This is a genomic window from Micromonospora sp. AKA38 (assembly GCF_027925725.1).
Taxonomy (GTDB): Bacteria; Actinomycetota; Actinomycetes; order Mycobacteriales; family Micromonosporaceae; genus Micromonospora.
The window spans coordinates 602,550-617,672 of the sequence record NZ_BNEI01000001.1; the positions used below are offsets into that span (position 1 = coordinate 602,550).

At 75.1% G+C, this 15,123-nt stretch carries 10 protein-coding genes; 3 read left to right on the top strand and 7 right to left on the bottom strand.

Going from position 1 to position 15,123, the window contains the following annotated elements; all coding sequences use genetic code 11:
• Position 1: 1 nt before the first annotated feature.
• From TPA0908_RS02880 to eccCa, 6 genes are all read right to left on the bottom strand, one after another.
• Complete coding sequence (locus tag TPA0908_RS02880; RefSeq protein ID WP_281934347.1) at positions 2-2,212, bottom strand: hypothetical protein; 2,211 nt, start codon at positions 2,210-2,212, stop codon at positions 2-4.
• The gene (locus TPA0908_RS02885) at positions 2,205-3,029 is read right to left on the bottom strand and encodes a hypothetical protein (protein ID WP_281934348.1); all 825 of its coding nucleotides are present in this window, start codon (positions 3,027-3,029) and stop codon (positions 2,205-2,207) included. Before TPA0908_RS02885 ends, TPA0908_RS02880 begins: the two co-directional genes overlap by 8 nt.
• 132 nt (positions 3,030-3,161) lie before the next feature.
• Positions 3,162-3,887 carry a phosphatase PAP2 family protein gene (locus tag TPA0908_RS02890; RefSeq protein WP_281934349.1) on the bottom strand — a complete coding sequence of 242 codons (726 nt, stop codon included), beginning with the start codon at positions 3,885-3,887 and terminating at the stop codon, positions 3,162-3,164.
• Between the two features lie 30 nt (positions 3,888-3,917).
• Complete coding sequence (locus TPA0908_RS02895; RefSeq protein ID WP_281934350.1) at positions 3,918-4,706, bottom strand: phosphatase PAP2 family protein; 789 nt, start codon at positions 4,704-4,706, stop codon at positions 3,918-3,920.
• Positions 4,707-4,749: 43 nt separating this feature from the next.
• Positions 4,750-6,063 carry a type VII secretion-associated serine protease mycosin gene (gene mycP / locus TPA0908_RS02900; protein WP_281934352.1) on the bottom strand — a complete coding sequence of 438 codons (1,314 nt, stop codon included), beginning with the start codon at positions 6,061-6,063 and terminating at the stop codon, positions 4,750-4,752.
• Between the two features lie 89 nt (positions 6,064-6,152).
• Positions 6,153-10,100 (bottom strand): type VII secretion protein EccCa, encoded by a 3,948-nt coding sequence (eccCa, locus tag TPA0908_RS02905; protein WP_281934354.1) that lies wholly within the window; start codon positions 10,098-10,100, stop codon positions 6,153-6,155.
• A gap of 101 nt (positions 10,101-10,201) precedes the next feature.
• On the opposite strand from eccCa, the gene eccD reads away from it, so the two are divergent.
• On the top strand, positions 10,202-11,584 hold the full coding sequence (gene eccD / locus TPA0908_RS02910) for a type VII secretion integral membrane protein EccD (protein ID WP_281934356.1): 1,383 nt from the start codon (positions 10,202-10,204) through the stop codon (positions 11,582-11,584).
• Between the two features lie 52 nt (positions 11,585-11,636).
• Here the strand turns inward: eccD and TPA0908_RS02915 are convergent, their stop codons facing one another.
• Entirely contained in the window at positions 11,637-12,143 is a 507-nt protein-coding gene (locus TPA0908_RS02915; protein ID WP_091070192.1) for an inorganic diphosphatase, read from the bottom strand.
• Between the two features lie 340 nt (positions 12,144-12,483).
• On the opposite strand from TPA0908_RS02915, the gene dacB reads away from it, so the two are divergent.
• Both dacB and TPA0908_RS02925 read left to right on the top strand, forming a co-directional pair.
• The gene (gene dacB, locus TPA0908_RS02920) at positions 12,484-13,989 is read left to right on the top strand and encodes a D-alanyl-D-alanine carboxypeptidase/D-alanyl-D-alanine endopeptidase (RefSeq protein WP_374709167.1); all 1,506 of its coding nucleotides are present in this window, start codon (positions 12,484-12,486) and stop codon (positions 13,987-13,989) included.
• A gap of 66 nt (positions 13,990-14,055) precedes the next feature.
• Positions 14,056-15,123, top strand: a complete 1,068-nt coding sequence (locus TPA0908_RS02925; RefSeq protein ID WP_281934359.1) for a zinc-dependent metalloprotease — start codon at positions 14,056-14,058, stop codon at positions 15,121-15,123.

The following is a 15,123-nucleotide window of genomic DNA, read 5'->3' on the forward strand; positions in this document are numbered from 1 at the left end:
GTCAGTCCTTCGGTCGAGGGGCGCGGCAGTACCGCTCGAGCACGTCCAACAGGACGAGGGCGAGGGACTGCTGCGCCGGCCGGGAAGGGTTGCCGCGTCGGACGTCGACGAGTCGGAAGTCGTGCTGGAAGCTCAGCGCCTCGGCCGGGGGCAGCGCCGCGGCCAGGCCCTGCGCCAGGGCATGGGCGTGCGCGACAGGTGTCGCGCTGATCCGCCCCAGGCGGTGGAGGCCCGACCAGAGCGCGTTCAGGACCGTCTCCCGGTGGGGACGGTTGCAGATCGCCTCCGCCCACAGCGTCGAGACATCGGTGACGCGCTCCGGATGCTTGTCGAGAAACATGAAGGAGGCGAGTTCCCCACGGTCCGGATCGCGGATCAGCAGCACCTTGAACAGCACCAGCCGCGCCCGGTCGACGACCCGCGCGTCGGCCGGCCGGCGCGGTGGCCGGCGGAGGACGCGGGTCAGGAGCGACACGACCCGGCCGGCCTCCTCGGTGTGCACGGTCAGCGTGGCGAACAGCATGGCGAGGGCGGACGCGGCTTCCTCGTCGCCGTCCGCGCTCGTCGTCACCAGGTGCCACAGGCGGTTGACCGCCTGGGTCGGCTCGCGGATGCCGAGTTCGCCGCCGTACGCCATGGCCGCGGTCCACCGCTGCTGCGGGTTGCCGTGCGAGGCCCAGTACTTGGCCAGGCCGAGGGCGGCGGGGGTGGTCTCCTCGTTGAGGCACATCCACCACAGGAGATAGGCGGCCGTCGTCTGGCCGGTCCAGCCCGCCTCGCCACGCGACCACGGATGGAGGTACGACTGCTCGACCTCGTCGAAGTCGACCGCGGCCAGCCAGGCCAGGCCCTGCGCACACCGCACCGCGGACTCGCCCACCACCAGTGCCTGCAGCCATTCCCGCATCGCGTCCCAGAACGGGCTGTCGTAACGCCTGCACAGTTCGGCGAGGATGTGTCGGCGGTACTCGGGCCGGCGGAACACGGGCAGCGGGCGGGTGGTGACACCGAGGCTGACCTGTTCGCTCGAGATCAGTCCGTCGCCGGTGGTCCGCCGCCGTCGACCGGCGGGCAACGCCAGCGACCCGGGTTCCACGGCCGGACGCTCCCGGCCGGGCTGCTCGTCCCGCAGCCGGTCGGCCAGCAGCCGCTCCAGGCGGACGGCCTGGGCCTCCAACGTGCGGTGGTTGACGCCTTCCAGGAAGGCCAGCACCGTCACCTCCAGCACCTCCTGGACGCTCGGCTCCTTGTCGAACCACTCCTGGACCCGGGACGCGGAACCGGCCTCGAACTCGGCCAGGACCTCCCGGTAGGGCTCGCCGGCGGCGACCCGGCGAGCGATCCTCGCGACGTCGCCCATCGTGTACTCGTCGGTGAGCTGATCCGCCAGGGCCTCGGCCAGCGCCGGCTCGACGGACGTTCCGGCCAGCCATCCCCGCAACACCGCCCGGAGGTCGGGCCGGTGCCAGGGGAACTGCCGAACCGTCTCCACGACGCCGTCGTGGTCCGCGGTGGTCACCACCAGGTACGCCTCGCACTCGCGGATCCGGTCGCGTACCGTCCGCCACGTGAAGTCCCGTTCCGCGACGCTGCCCTCGCCCTGGTGGTTCACCACCAGGTAGCCGTATCCGGGCTCGTAGCTGCGCTGCGCCAACTCCTTGAGCGTGATGACGGAGGAGAGCACCACGAGCGGGAGGTGGGTGACGTCGCGAAGCAGGCCGAGCGCACTGGTCCGCTTCCCGCTGCCGGTGGCCCCGCACAGGACCACGACGCGTTCGGTGAGCAGCGCCTCCAGCGCCGCGTCGTACGCCGACGGGGGGATGAAGTGGCCCAACTCGAGGTCCACCTCGGCGGCTTCGAGCTTGCCGGTCACCGGACGGCGGTCACGGCCCTCCCCGCCGGCCACACCCACCACGTCGCTGGTGACCTGGCCGTTGAAGACCTGCATCACCTGCGGCAGGTGGTTCTGCCAACCGTCGCGTGGCCCCGCCGTCGCGGTGCCCGCGGCGTCGGTCGCGGGCGGCGCGTCCGGCCTGTCGCCGCGGCTGCCGCCACCCGCTGGCGGGACCGGATCGTTGTGGGGCACACGTGGTCCCCGGTGGCCGTCCGCGTCGGCGCGTCCGCGGTCACCCGGGTCGCCGCCGGGTGCCGTCGAGGCGTCCGGAGCCGGCCGGTCGTCGGGTTCGCGCCCCGGGGCGGCGACCTCACCCACGGCCGTCCACCTTCTTGATGCCGATCACCTCGGCCTTGACGGGCCCGTGGAACTCGCTTATCACCTCCGCCTCGTACCGGCGGGTCCAGGCGTTCGGCTCGCCCGGCCGGGCCGCCGCCACCGGTGGGGCAGCCGTGGCGTCCGACCGCTCATCGACGTCGGGTCGGGCGGGGTCGGACGACCCCACGTCGGACGCCGGGTGGCTGTCGAGCAGGTCACGCAGTCCCTCGGCGCGGTAGCGGGGCACGTGCAGCCAGGCGTCCTCGCGGTACTCCTTCACCTTCACCGGCACCCGCACCAGATCCCGCGTCGGGTCGAGATGCGTGTGTCGCTGGGCCACGGTGTCCAGGTAGACCCGGTTGGAGAGGATGAGCACCAGGCCGATGTCGTCGGCCGCGTCCTGGATCCTGCGGGCGGCCCCGCAGTTCACCAGGCGACTCACCACGACGACGCCCGCGCCCACATAGCCGTTCGCGCCGGGAAAGGCCACACCGTGGTGGACGGCCAGGCGTAGCCGGAGACGGGCCGGCGTCGTCAGGTCGGCGTTGTAGCGGGTTACGCACCGGTCGAGAGCGGGAACGAAGTCGTCGATCAGGAGGTCTTCCGGGGCATCCGGGGGCAGCAGGGCCAGCTCGCCGTCACCGGCCGGCTGCCGTCGCCACGAGGAACGGTGCAGGTCGGCCCGATCCGCGGCTTCGTCGAGCAGTCTCACCAGGGCTTCCTGGAAGCTGGCCTGCCGGCGGCCGTCCGCGGCGCCGTAACCGCGGGCGTCGACGGACACCAGCAGGCTCCGCCCGAAGGATTCCTGTCGCGCCATTCCGGCTCTCCGTCCCATCGAGGCCTCTCGTACCACCAGAGTGATACGAGCGTGTCCCGCAGTTTCCGGGAAAAGTCGGCTTCGATGATGACGATATTCGGACGGGTCGAATCCTCACCCGCCGAGAACGGTTCAACCGCCGGCAGCGGCTCCCGCCGGCGCGACGTCGTCGCCCGGCCGGCTCAGCGACAGGTTCGCGCGGCCCCAGGTGAGCGTGCGGTCGAGCACCGCCCGCGCCATGATCGCGACACAGGTGCCGCCGTTGACGAACGAGGCCACCACGTCGCTGGGGTGGTGCATGCCCCGGTACATCCGGGTGAGCGCCACGCCGACCGGCACCAGCACCAGCAGCGTCCACCAGGTGACCTTGGCCGGGGTGCTGCGCGCCCGCAGCGCCAGCAGCACCGCGAGGCCGACGTAGAGCGCGGTCGCCGCCGAGGTGTGCCCGGAGGGGAAGCTGGACGTCGGGGGAGAGGCGTCCATGTGCTCCACGGCCGGCCGGTTCCGGTCGATGACCATGGTGGTGAACAGGAAGATCAGCGCCTGCGCGCTGACCGCCGCGCACAGGAAGATCGGCTCCCGCCAGCGGTGCAGCACCAGCCGTAGCACCAGCGCGGCCAGCACCGTCACCACGACGATTATCTGGGTGCTGGCCAGCGTGCTGAAGACCAGCGACACGTCGTTCCAGCCGGACGACCGGTCACCGGCGAACTCGCGGTTCACCGCGTCCTCCACGGTGAACGGCCAGGTGTGCGTGAGCACCCGGGTGACCAGCAGGCCCAGCCCCACCATCACGGCGAAGAGCAGGGCCACCGGCAGCAGGACGCGCCGGGCGATCTGGACCGCGACATCGGACATGAGCCGCCCTTTACCCCGGCGGACGTCTTGTTACGCGTGTCGATCCTCCGGGTCGGCCAGTTCCGGCTCGACCCCCTCACGCAGCGGGTGGGTCGGCCGCTGGCCGGTCCCGGTGCGCCAGGTGGCGAACCCGGCCGTGGTGGCGGCGACCGTGGCCACCCCCAGCACCCAGCCGCCCACCACGTCACTGGTCCAGTGCACGCCCAGCGCGATCCGGCTCAACCCGGTCACCACCGTGAGCAGCGTCGCCGCCGTCCAGAGCGCGATGCGGCCGGCGCGGTTGTCGCGGGCGAACGGCAGGAAGAGCAACAGCAGCACCCCGGCGGCCAGCGCCGCGTTCAGCGCGTGACCGGACGGGAAGGAGTAGCCGGCGGCCCGGGCCACCGGTTCGAGCAGGTCCGGCCGGTCCCGGCCGACCAGCAGCTTGAGCAGCGCGCCGAGCAGGCCGCCGACAAGCATCGTGGTGACCACCCAGACCGCCAGCCGCGGCGCCCCGCGCCGCAGCAGCCAGACCACCGCCACCGCGGCGGCCACCCGCAGCGGACCCGGCCCGAACGCGTGCGTCCAGACCGTCATCACCCGGACCCACAGCGGATGGTGCACCGCATATCCGTGGAACGCGTCGGTGACCGAGGCGTCCAGCCGGAGCAGCGGCGGCCAGGCGCCCAGCACCAGCAGCGCGAGCAGGGCGAACGGCACCAGCACCAGGACCGCCGCGACCGCGGCCAGGCTGAGGCGCAGCCCCAGCGAGTGGTCGGGGTCGAGGCGGCGGCTCCGCCACGACCGGTCGCGCGTGGACGCCGGGCCGGTGCTGTTCATGCGCCGTTCACTACCCAGGGAAGGGCGCGGTCAGACTCGCCGGTCAGCGGCGGGCCCGCCGGAACCGGCGCACCACCAGCGCGGAGCCGGTGACCAGGGCGACGAGCAGGGCCAGGCCGATCCAGAGCCGTCCCTGGGCGGGGTTGTCGGTCTGGCCCGCCGCGCCGGCCGACCAACCGGCCGGCTGCGGGCGACCGAACGGGTCGCCGCCCTGCCCCGCCGCCGCGGCCCGGGTGTCCGGGCCCTCGCCCGGGGCGGGACCGAAACCCACCACGCCGGGGGCGGCGTTGTCGTCGAGCGGGTTGCGGCCCACCGGCGCCACGTCGGCGGTGAGCGCGGCCACCGGGTCGACCATGCCGTACCCGAACCGGTCGTCCCGGCCGGTCGGGCCGAGGTCCCGGGCGGTGCTGATCAGCCGGTTGACCACGTCCCCGGCCGGCATCCGCGGATAGCGGGCCCGGACCAGGGCGGCCGTCGCGGCGACCAGCGGCGCGGCGAAGCTCGTCCCCTGCACCCGCCAGTAGCCGCCCCGGGAGCGGGCGCCGTAGAGCGCGGTGGCCGGGGCGCTGAGCGTGGTCTCGTGGCCGGTGATGGATCCGGACCAGAGGTTCTCGCTGTCGCGGTCCAGGCCGGTGACCGCCAGCACGCCCGGCTCACGGGCCGGGTACCAGACCTTGGTGGTGGTCGAGGTGGCCAGGTTGCCGGTGCAGGCGACCACCACCACGTCCCGGGCGAACGCGTAGTCGAGCGCCGCGGCCAGCGCCGGGCTGTCGCCGCCGCCCCCGAGCGACAGGTTCACCACCCGGGCGCCGTTGTCGACCGCCCAGCGCACCGCCTTCGCGATGATCAACGCGTCGTCGTACCGGTTCTCCGCGTCCAGCACCCGGACCGGCAGGATCCGGGCGTCCGGCGCCAGCCCCACCACGCCGTGGTCGTCGTCGGCCCGCCCGGCGATCAGCCCGGCCACCGTGGTGCCGTGCCCCACCGGGTCCGGCTCGTCCGTGCCGCCCGGCTCGACCAGGTCGAGGCCGGGCAGCACCTGACCGGCCAGGTCGGGGTGCGAAGCGTCCACTCCCGAGTCGATCACCGCGACCACCACGCCGCGCCCGGTCGACGTCCGCCAGGCGGTCTTCGCCCGCAGCTCAGCCAACTGCCACTGCTCGTCGCGGACCTGGTCGGCCCGGAACACGCGCTCCGGCGCGGACCAGGCCGGCACCTGGACGGTGGCCGGCGCGGCGTGTGCCGGCGGGGCCAGCGGGCCGGCCGTCACGGCCAACGCCGCCGCGCCGGCCAGCAGCGCACGCCCGGCGAGACGCCGGGACGGCACGCCGGGAAGCCCCTGCCGATCCCTGGTCACATTCCCCAGCCATTCCGTCGCGTCCGACACATGCTGCTCGGAGATTACCGGTAGTCCCGGCCGTCCCGGGGCAACTCGGCGCACCCGGCTCATCCGGGCGGGAGATGAGCCAACTGCACCAGACGGACGCCCTCACGCCGGGTGACCAGGCGGGCCCGACCGGGCGGCAGCGGCCCGGCCTTCACCTGGCCGACGAGCGGCCCCTCCTCCGGGCCGCCGGACATCACCAGCCCGGCCGTGGACAGCTCCCGCAGCCGCTGGATGATCGGCTCGTACGCGGTCCGGCCGGCGCCGCCGGAGCGCCGCGCCAGCACCAGGTGCAGCCCGACATCCCGGGCGTGCGGCAGGTGCTCCTCCAACGCGCGCAGCGGGTTCGTCGGCCCACCGGCCACCAGGTCGTAGTCGTCCACCAGCACGAACAGCTCCGGCCCGGTCCACCACGTCCGGGCGCGCAACTCGGCCGGGGTCACCTCCGGGCCGGGCTGCCGCCCCTGGAGGTAGCCGGCCGCCGACTCGATCAGCTCGGTGGTGTGCGGCGCGGCCGTGCCGTACCCGATCAGGTGCGCGGTCTCGATGGCGCCCATCAGGCTGCGCCGGTAGTCGACCAGGATCACCCGGGCCTGCTCCGGGGTGAACCGGTGGACGATCGAGGTGGCCAGCGCGCGCAGGAACGAGGACTTGCCGCACTCGGCGTCGCCGAAGACCACGAAGTTCGGCTCGGTGGCGAAGTCCAGCACCACCGGGGCCAGATCCGCCTCCGCCACCCCGACCGGGAACGCCAGCCCGGTCGTCGCGGTCTGGTCCAGTTCGGCGTACGGGAGCACCGGCGGGAGCAGCCGCACCCGGGGCGCCACCGGCCCGGACCACCCGTCGGCGACGGCCCTCACCAGGTCGGCGGTCCCGTCGCCCGACGCGGCCGACCGGGGCTCGGCGGTGAGGAAGTGCAGCCCGCCGGCGGTGATCCCGCGCCCCGGCCGCTCCTCCGGCACGGTGGCCGCCAGCGCGCGCTTGACCACCACCGAGTCGGCCGGGTCGCCGAGGCGCAGCTCCAGCCGGGAGCCGAACAGGTCACGGATCGCCGGGCGGAAGTCCGACCAGCGAAGCGCGCTCGCCACCACGTGCACCCCGTACGCCAGCCCCCGGGTGGCCAGCTCGGTGACCAGCGGTTCCAGGTCCTCGTACTCGCCGCGCAGCGTGTTCCAGCCGTCGACGACCAGGAACACGTCCCCGAACGGGTCGGCGCCGGCCGCCGGTGTCGCGGCCCGTCGCCGACGCCACGCCGCCATCGACTCCACCCCGGACTCGGTGAAGCGCCGCTCCCGCTCGGCGAGCAGGCCGGCGACCTCGCCGACGGTACGGCGCACCGCGGTGCCGTCGGTCCGCCCGCTCACGCCGCCGACGTGCGGCAGCTCCCGCAGCGCGCCGAGCGTGCCGCCACCGAAGTCGAGGCAGTAGACCTGCACCTCGGCCGGGGTGTGGGTGAGCGCCAGCGCGCAGACCAGCGTGCGCAGCACGGCGGACCGGCCGCTGCGGGTGGTGCCGACCACCGCGACGTGCCCGGCCGCGCCGTCCAACGCCAGCCAGAACAGGTCCCGCCGCTGCTCGAACGGCTTGTCCACCAACGCCACCGGCACCTGCAACGCGCCGTGCAGCTCGGGATTGGCCACGGTGAGCCCACGGACCGGGTCGACGCCGATCGGCCCGAGCAGCTCGTCGAGCGTGGGGGAGGCGTCCAACGGCGGCAGCCACACCCGGTGCGCCGGCGGGCCCTGCCCGGCCAGCCGGTCGACCAGCAGGTCGAGCAGCGTCTCGCCGCTCTCCTCCTCGGCCGGGAGCGCGGCCGGCGCGGCTGGCGCGGGCACCGGCGCGAGGTGGGTGGAGAACGCGAGCACCCGCGCGGCGCCGACGCCGGACGCACCCGCCGGGCCGATGCGTCGACGGACCGCGCCGGAGACGTACGCCGCCTTGAACCGGACCAGCGGCTCGGTGCCGGAGCGCAGGTACCCGTGCCCCGGGCTGCGGGGCAGCTCGTACGCGTCCGGCACGCCGAGCACCGTCCGGGACTCCAACGTGGAGAACGTGCGCAACCCGATCCGGTACGACAGGTGGGTGTCCAACCCCCGCAGCCGGCCCTCCTCCAGCCGTTGACTGGCCAGCAGCAGGTGCACGCCGAGCGACCGGCCCAGCCGGCCGATCTGCACGAACAGGTCGATGAAGTCGGGCTTGGCGGAGAGCAGCTCGGAGAACTCGTCGCAGACCAGCAGCAGCGACGGCAACGGGGCGAGCGGACTGCCGGCCGCGCGCGCCCGCTCGTAGTCACGCACGCTCGCGAAGTTGCCGGCCCGGCGCAGCAGCTCCTGGCGGCGCATCAGCTCCCCGTTGATCGCGTCGACCATCCGGTCGACGAGCGGCAGCGCGTCCGCCAGGTTGGTGATCACGGCGGCGGTGTGCGGCAGGCGCTCGAACGGCGCGAACGTGGCGCCGCCCTTGAAGTCGACAAGCACGAAGTTGAGCTGCTCCGAGCTGTGCGTCGCGGCCAGGCCGAGCACCAGCGTGCGCAGCAGCTCCGACTTGCCGGAGCCGGTGGCGCCGATCAGCAGCCCGTGCGGACCCATGCCGTCCAGCGCCGACTCCTTGAGGTCGAGGTCGATCGCCCCGCCGTCGGCGCCCACCCCGATCGGCACCCGCAGCCGATCCCGGGCGGCGCGGGGCGCCCAGCCCTGCTCGGCGGTGAAACCGTCCGGGTCGCCGAGACCGAGCAGCTCCGGCAGGCCCGGCTCGGCGCCGGGCGGCGCGTCCGACCCGCGTACCGTGCCGGCCAGCCGCAGCGGCGCGAGCCGCCGCGCGACCGCCTCCGCGTCGGCCGTCGGCAACGCGTCGGCGGCGCCCACCTCGGCGGGCCCCTCCGCCGAGTGCGAGTGCAGCCGGCCGTCGACCAGGTCGAGCAGCAGCGCGTACCGGTCGAGCAGCCGGGGCGGCGGCGTGTCCAGGTCGAGCACGGTGACCGCGTCGATGCCGCCGTCGCCGGCCAGGTCGGCGGCCCCGATCAGGTCGCCGCCGTCGAGCACCACCACGACGTGCGGCCCGTCGGTGGCCGGGCCGTGCGGGCTGAACCGGGACCGGCTGCCGAGCACGTCGTCGAGGAGTCGTTCCAGGTCGGCGGCGGCGCTGGTGACCAGCCGCACCGGGCCGAGCGCGTCGGTGCGCGCCGGGTGGTGGGCGTGCGGTAGCCACTTCACCCACTCCCACCGGTCCCGGCGCTCCGGGCCGGCGCAGACCGCGATCAGCAGCTCGTCCGGGGCGTGGAAGACGGCGAGCTGGGTGAGCACCGCCCGGGCCAGCGCCCGGGCGGCCGGCGAGCCGGTGCCGCGTACCTCGCCGGCCGGGCCGCGCACGAAGACCCGGGCGAAGCTGCGCAGCGACAGCGCCACCGGCAGGTCCGGCACCACCGAGTACGCGTCCAGGAAGCGCCGCAGCGCCCCGGCGGTCATCGGCTCCAGCTCCTCCAGCGGCCGGGTGACCGGCGGGACCAGCGGGGTGGCCAGCGTCTGCGGCCCGACGCCGACCCGGACCACCGCGAAGTCCGGGTCATCCGGCCGGCGTTCCCAGACCCGGTGGCTGTCGACGGTGGACCAGAGCCGCCCCGGCTCCGGGTGGCGGTAGGCGAGCCCGGCGCGCTGGGCGCCGGCCGTCTCCCGGACCCGGCGACGCAGCGTGGCCAGGTGGCGCAGGTACTCCCGACGGGCGGCCATCAGCTCGGACTTCTTCGGGCCGGCGCTGCCCCAGGTGGTCACCAGCATGGCCAGCGAGGAGAGCCCGAACATGCCGCCCACCACGTACGAGTAGGCACCGCCGCCCCGGCCGAACATCATCGCCATGGCCACCGTCCCGCCGAGCATCGGCAGCACCATCAGCGCCTGCTGCCAGCGCCCGCCGGTCGCCACCGGGATCTCCGGCGGCGCCTCGACGGGCAGCTCACCGACCGGGATCTCCGGGGCCGGTCGGCGCGGCGGTCGCTTGATGACGACAGTGGACACGCGGCCTCCCATGGCTCTCGGTAACCCGAGCCTGGCTCATAGTAGGTAAAGTCCTTCCGTCCGTCAGCCCACCGATCCGGCTCGATGATGGAGATACGTCGATGACAAGCGGGCTCGCCCGGGTCACGATCAGCGCGCCCCGGCGACGGGTCGACGTGGCCCTGCCGGAGCAGGTTCCCCTGGCCGAGCTGCTGCCCGAGGTGCTCCGGCACGCCGGGGAGGGGCTCGCCGACGACGGCGAACGGCACGGCGGCTGGGTGCTGCGACGCACCGACGGCGCGGTGCTGGCCACCGCCCAGGCGCTGCTGCCGCAGGGCGTCCGCGACGGCGAGGTGCTGCATCTCGTGCCGGCCCGCGCCGAGTGGCCCGAGCTGGAGTACGACGACGTGGTCGACGCGATCGTGGACGGCGCCCGCCGCCGGGGCGTCGCCTGGTCGGCCGGGGCGACCCGGGCCGCCGCGCTGGCCGGCGCCGCCGTGCCGCTGGCGGTCGGGCTGGTCGCGGTGCTGTCCGCCGGTCCCGGCGGGCGCGGCTGGACGGTCGCCGCGGCGGGCGCCCTGATCCTGGTGCTCGCCGCCACCGCGGCCTCCCGGGCCTACGGCGACGGCCCGGTCGGCGTCACGCTCGGCGGGTACGCGCTGCCCTGGGCGGCGGCGGCCGGCGCGCTCGCGGTCGGTTCCGGCGACCCGGTCGGCCCGATCCCCGGCCTGCGCTGGGTCGGCGCCCCCGAACTGCTGGTCGGCTCGGTGGCGGTGCTGCTGGTGGCGGTGCTCGGCCTGCTCGGCGTCGCGCACCGGTCCCGGGTCCCGGTGGCCGGCGTGACGGTCGGCGCGGTCGGCGCGGTGGCCGCGCTCGGCGCGCTGCTGCTCGACCCGGCCGGCACCGCGGCCGTGCTGCTCGCCGTTCTGGTCTTCGCGCTCGGCGGGCTGCCGCTGCTGGCCATCCGGGTCGGCAAGCTGCCGCTGCCGCCACTCACCCTGCCCGCCCCCGCCGGCACCCGCGACCTGCCCGACCGGGGACGGGTGCACGCGGCCGTGGCCCGCGCCGAGGAGGCGTTGACCGGGATGCTGCTCGGGCACGCGGTGCTGGCCGTGGGCGCCGCCGCCGTGCTCGTCGCCGCCGGGGGGACCGCCGGGCGGCTGCTGGTCGCCGTCGCCGCCGGGGTGCTGCTGCTGCGCTCCCGGCTCTTCGTGGCGGTGCGGCACCGGGTGCCGGCCGTCGCCGCCGGCCTGGCCGGGTACGCGCTGCTCGGCGTGGTGCTGGCGGACCGGGCCGGGCCCGGGGGCCACCTCGCGCTGACCGTCGGCGGGCTGACCCTGGCCCTCGTCGCGGTCACCGCCGGCGCCACGTACGCCCGTCGGCCCGTCTCGCCGTACCTCGGTCGGCTGGCCGACCTGACCGACACCGCACTGGTGGTGGCCGTGGTGCCGGTGGCCTGCGCGGTGCTCGACCTCTACGACCGGGCCCGCGGCCTGCTCGCCTGAACGGCGAAAGGCCCGGGTCGCCGATGCGACCCGGGCCCCGGAAGTCTCGCCGTCAGTGCAGCGTCTCGCCGCGCTCCGCGGCCTCCTTGGCCCGGCGGTACGAGTTGACGATCTCCGCCTCCGCCTCGACCCGGCCCACCCAGGTCGCGCCCTCGACCGACTTGCCCGGCTCCAGGTCCTTGTAGACCTCGAAGAAGTGCTGGATCTCCAGCCGGTCGAACTCGCCCAGGTGGTGGATGTCGCGCAGGTGCTCCTGGCGCGGGTCCTCGTAGGGCACGCAGAGGACCTTGTCGTCGCCGCCCTTCTCGTCCGTCATCCGGAACATGCCGATGGTGCGGCAGCGGATCAGGCAGCCCGGGAAGGTGGGTTCGGGCACCAGCACGAGCGCGTCCAGCGGGTCGCCGTCCTCGCCCAGGGTGCCCTCGATGAAGCCGTAGTCGGCGGGGTACTGCGTGGAGGTGAAGAGGGTGCGGTCCAGCCGGATCCGGCCGGTCGCGTGGTCCACCTCGTACTTGTTGCGGTGACCCTTCGGGATCTCAACCGTGACGTCGAAATCCATCTCCCACGCTCCCTCGTTTGCCCACGCTGGCTAACGGAACCACCGGCTCGCCGCCCGCACGGGAGAACGCCCCCGCCGGCTCCGGCCGCCGCATAGTGTTCGGACCGAAGTAGTGTCACCCAAGGTGATTTCGAGCGGGGAGGAGGGGGCCGTGGGGAGGGAAGACTCACACTACCGCCCCGGAGGGGTTGACGGGCGGCGGTCCGTCGGATCCGGTTCCGGCCCGGCCGGCGCCACCGGCCGGGTGTCCGTGCCGGGTGCCAACCTCACCCACCGTGCGACTCCGCCCACCGGCGCGGCCCACCCCGACGACCGGCCGGCCGGGAACTGGCCGGCCCCGGTGCCGGTGAGCCCACCGGTCCCACCGGTCGGCACCGCGCCGCCCCCGCCCAGCCCGCCTCCGGTCCCGCCGCGCCGCCGCGGCCGGCTGGTCGCGGCACTGGCCGGCGTGCTGGTCCTGGCCGTGGCCGGGCTGGCGGTGCTCCGCCCTGGCCCGCTGGCCGGCTGGCTGGGCAGCGGAGGCACCTCGTCCGGCGCGACCGCCGCGCCGCCCGAGCCCGACCCGCCGGCGGTGCTGGCCGGGCCGGACGGCAACGCCCCGCTGCCCACCGTGGCCGGGCTCCGCGCCGTGCTGGACCCGCTGGTGCGCGCCGCCGCACTCGGTGACCGGGTGAACGTCTCGGTGGCGGACGTGACCACCGGCCAGGCGCTCTACGGCAGGGGAGCGGACGCGCCGACCGTGCCCGCCTCGGTGACCAAGCTCGCCACCGGCGTCGCGGTGCTCGCCGCGCGCGGCCCCGCGTACCGGATCCCCACCCGCGCGGTGGCCGGCCCGAACCCGGGCGAGGTGGTCCTGGTCGGCGGCGGTGACCCGACCCTCGCGGTGGACCGGAAGAACGCCTTCTATCCGGGCGCGGCCCGACTGGACGACCTGGCCGCCCAGGTGCGCACCGCGCTCGGTGGCACCGCCCCGACCAAGGTCATCGTGGATGCGACGCTGTTCGGCGGCCCGGTCTTCGAACCCGGCTGGGACGCCGACATCCCCACCGGCGGGTTCGGCGCGGCGATCACCGCGCTGATGACCGACGGCGCCCGGAAGGACCCGGCGCAGGCCCGGCGTACCGCGGAGGAGACCAACCACGCCGCCGAGCGGGTCCCCCAGCCGGACCTGACCGCCGGCCGGCAGTTCGCCAAGCTGCTCGGGCTCACCGGGGGTGCCGCACAGGTGACCCGGGGGACCGCGCCGGCCGCCGGCGGCTCCGGCACCGCGCCCGGCGCCGAGCTGGGCACTGTCGAGTCCCTGCCGGTGATCCGGCTGGTCGACATCATGATCAGCGACAGCGACAACGTGATCGCCGAGGCGATGGCCCGCCAGGTGGCGCTGGCCAAGGGCAAGCCCGGGTCCTTCGTCGGCGGCGCGGCGGCCACCGACGAGGTGCTCGGCGGTCTCGGCCTGCCGGCCGGTGAGATCAGCCTGGCCGACGGCAGCGGGCTGTCCCGCACCAACCGGATCAGCCCGTCGCTGCTCACCGACCTGATCACGCTCGCCGGCAACGGAAGCCACCCCGAGCTGGCCGCGATCTTCGGCGGCCTGCCGGTCGGCGGCTGGTCCGGCACGCTCGACGAGCGCTACCAGGTGGCCGCGACGCGGACCGGCGCCGGCGTGGTGCGCGCCAAGACCGGCACGCTGTCCGGGGTGAACGCCATCGCCGGCACGGTCACCACGGTCGACGGCCGGCTGCTCACGTTCGCCGTGCTCACCGACCGGACGACGGGCTCGCTCGACGAGACCCGGCAGGCGCTCGACCGGATCACCTCCGCGCTGGCCGGCTGCGGCTGCCGCTGACCGACCGGTGTCGATCCGTCCGGGCGAGCCCGGGTGGGGGTGTCGCGGCGCGGGTACGGTGGGTTCATGGCGCAGTTCGTGGACTGGGATCTGGCCGCCGCTACCGCGGGGGCGCTGAGCAAGTCGGGCCCCCGGGTGTCGTACGCCGAGGCCACCGACGTGGTCGGCGACCTGCGCCGGCTGACCGAGGAGGCCGCCGGGCACGTCGCCGACTACACCGGCCTGCGGGCCCAGGTGGCGCACCCGCCGGTCCGCGTGGTCGACCGCCGCGACTGGGCGGCGGCCAACATCGCCGGGCTGCGTGAGGTCGTCTCGCCGCTTGTGGAACGGCTCTCCGGGGACAAGCGGCCGGGCGCGCTCACCGAGGCGATCGGCTCCCGGGTGACCGGCGTGCAGGCCGGCACCGTGCTGGCCTACCTCTCCGGCCGGGTGCTCGGCCAGTACGAGGTCTTCGCCGGCGACCCCGGCCAACTGCTGCTGGTGGCGCCGAACATCGTCGAGGTGGAGCGGAAGCTCGGCGCCGACCCGCGGGACTTCCGGCTCTGGGTGTGCCTGCACGAGGTCACCCACCGCACCCAGTTCACCGCCGTGCCGTGGATGCGCGCCTACTTCCTGGGCGAGGTGCAGGCGTTCGTGGACGCCTCGCAGGGCGGCGAGCACCTGCTGGAGCGCCTGCGCCGCGGCGTCGCCACGCTCTCCGACGCGGTCAAGGACCCGGAGAGCCGGGCCAGCGTGCTCGACATCGTGCAGACCCCGGCGCAGCGCGCCGTGCTGGACCGGCTGACCGCGCTGATGACGCTGCTGGAGGGGCACGCCGAGTTCGTGATGGACGGCGTCGGCCCGCAGGTCATCCCCAGCGTCGGGTCGATCCGGGCGTCGTTCAACCGCCGCCGCGAGTCCGGCAACCCGCTGGAGAAGGCGATCCGCCGGCTGCTCGGCGTCGAGGTCAAGATGCGCCAGTACGCCGAGGGCCGGAAGTTCGTGCACGGCGTGGTGGACCGGGTCGGCATGGCCGGCTTCAACAAGATCTTCTCCTCCCCGCTCACGCTGCCCCGGCTCGACGAGCTGGGCGACCCGGACGCCTGGGTGTCCCGGGTGCACGGGCCGGCCGGTGCCACCCCGACCGCCGGCTGA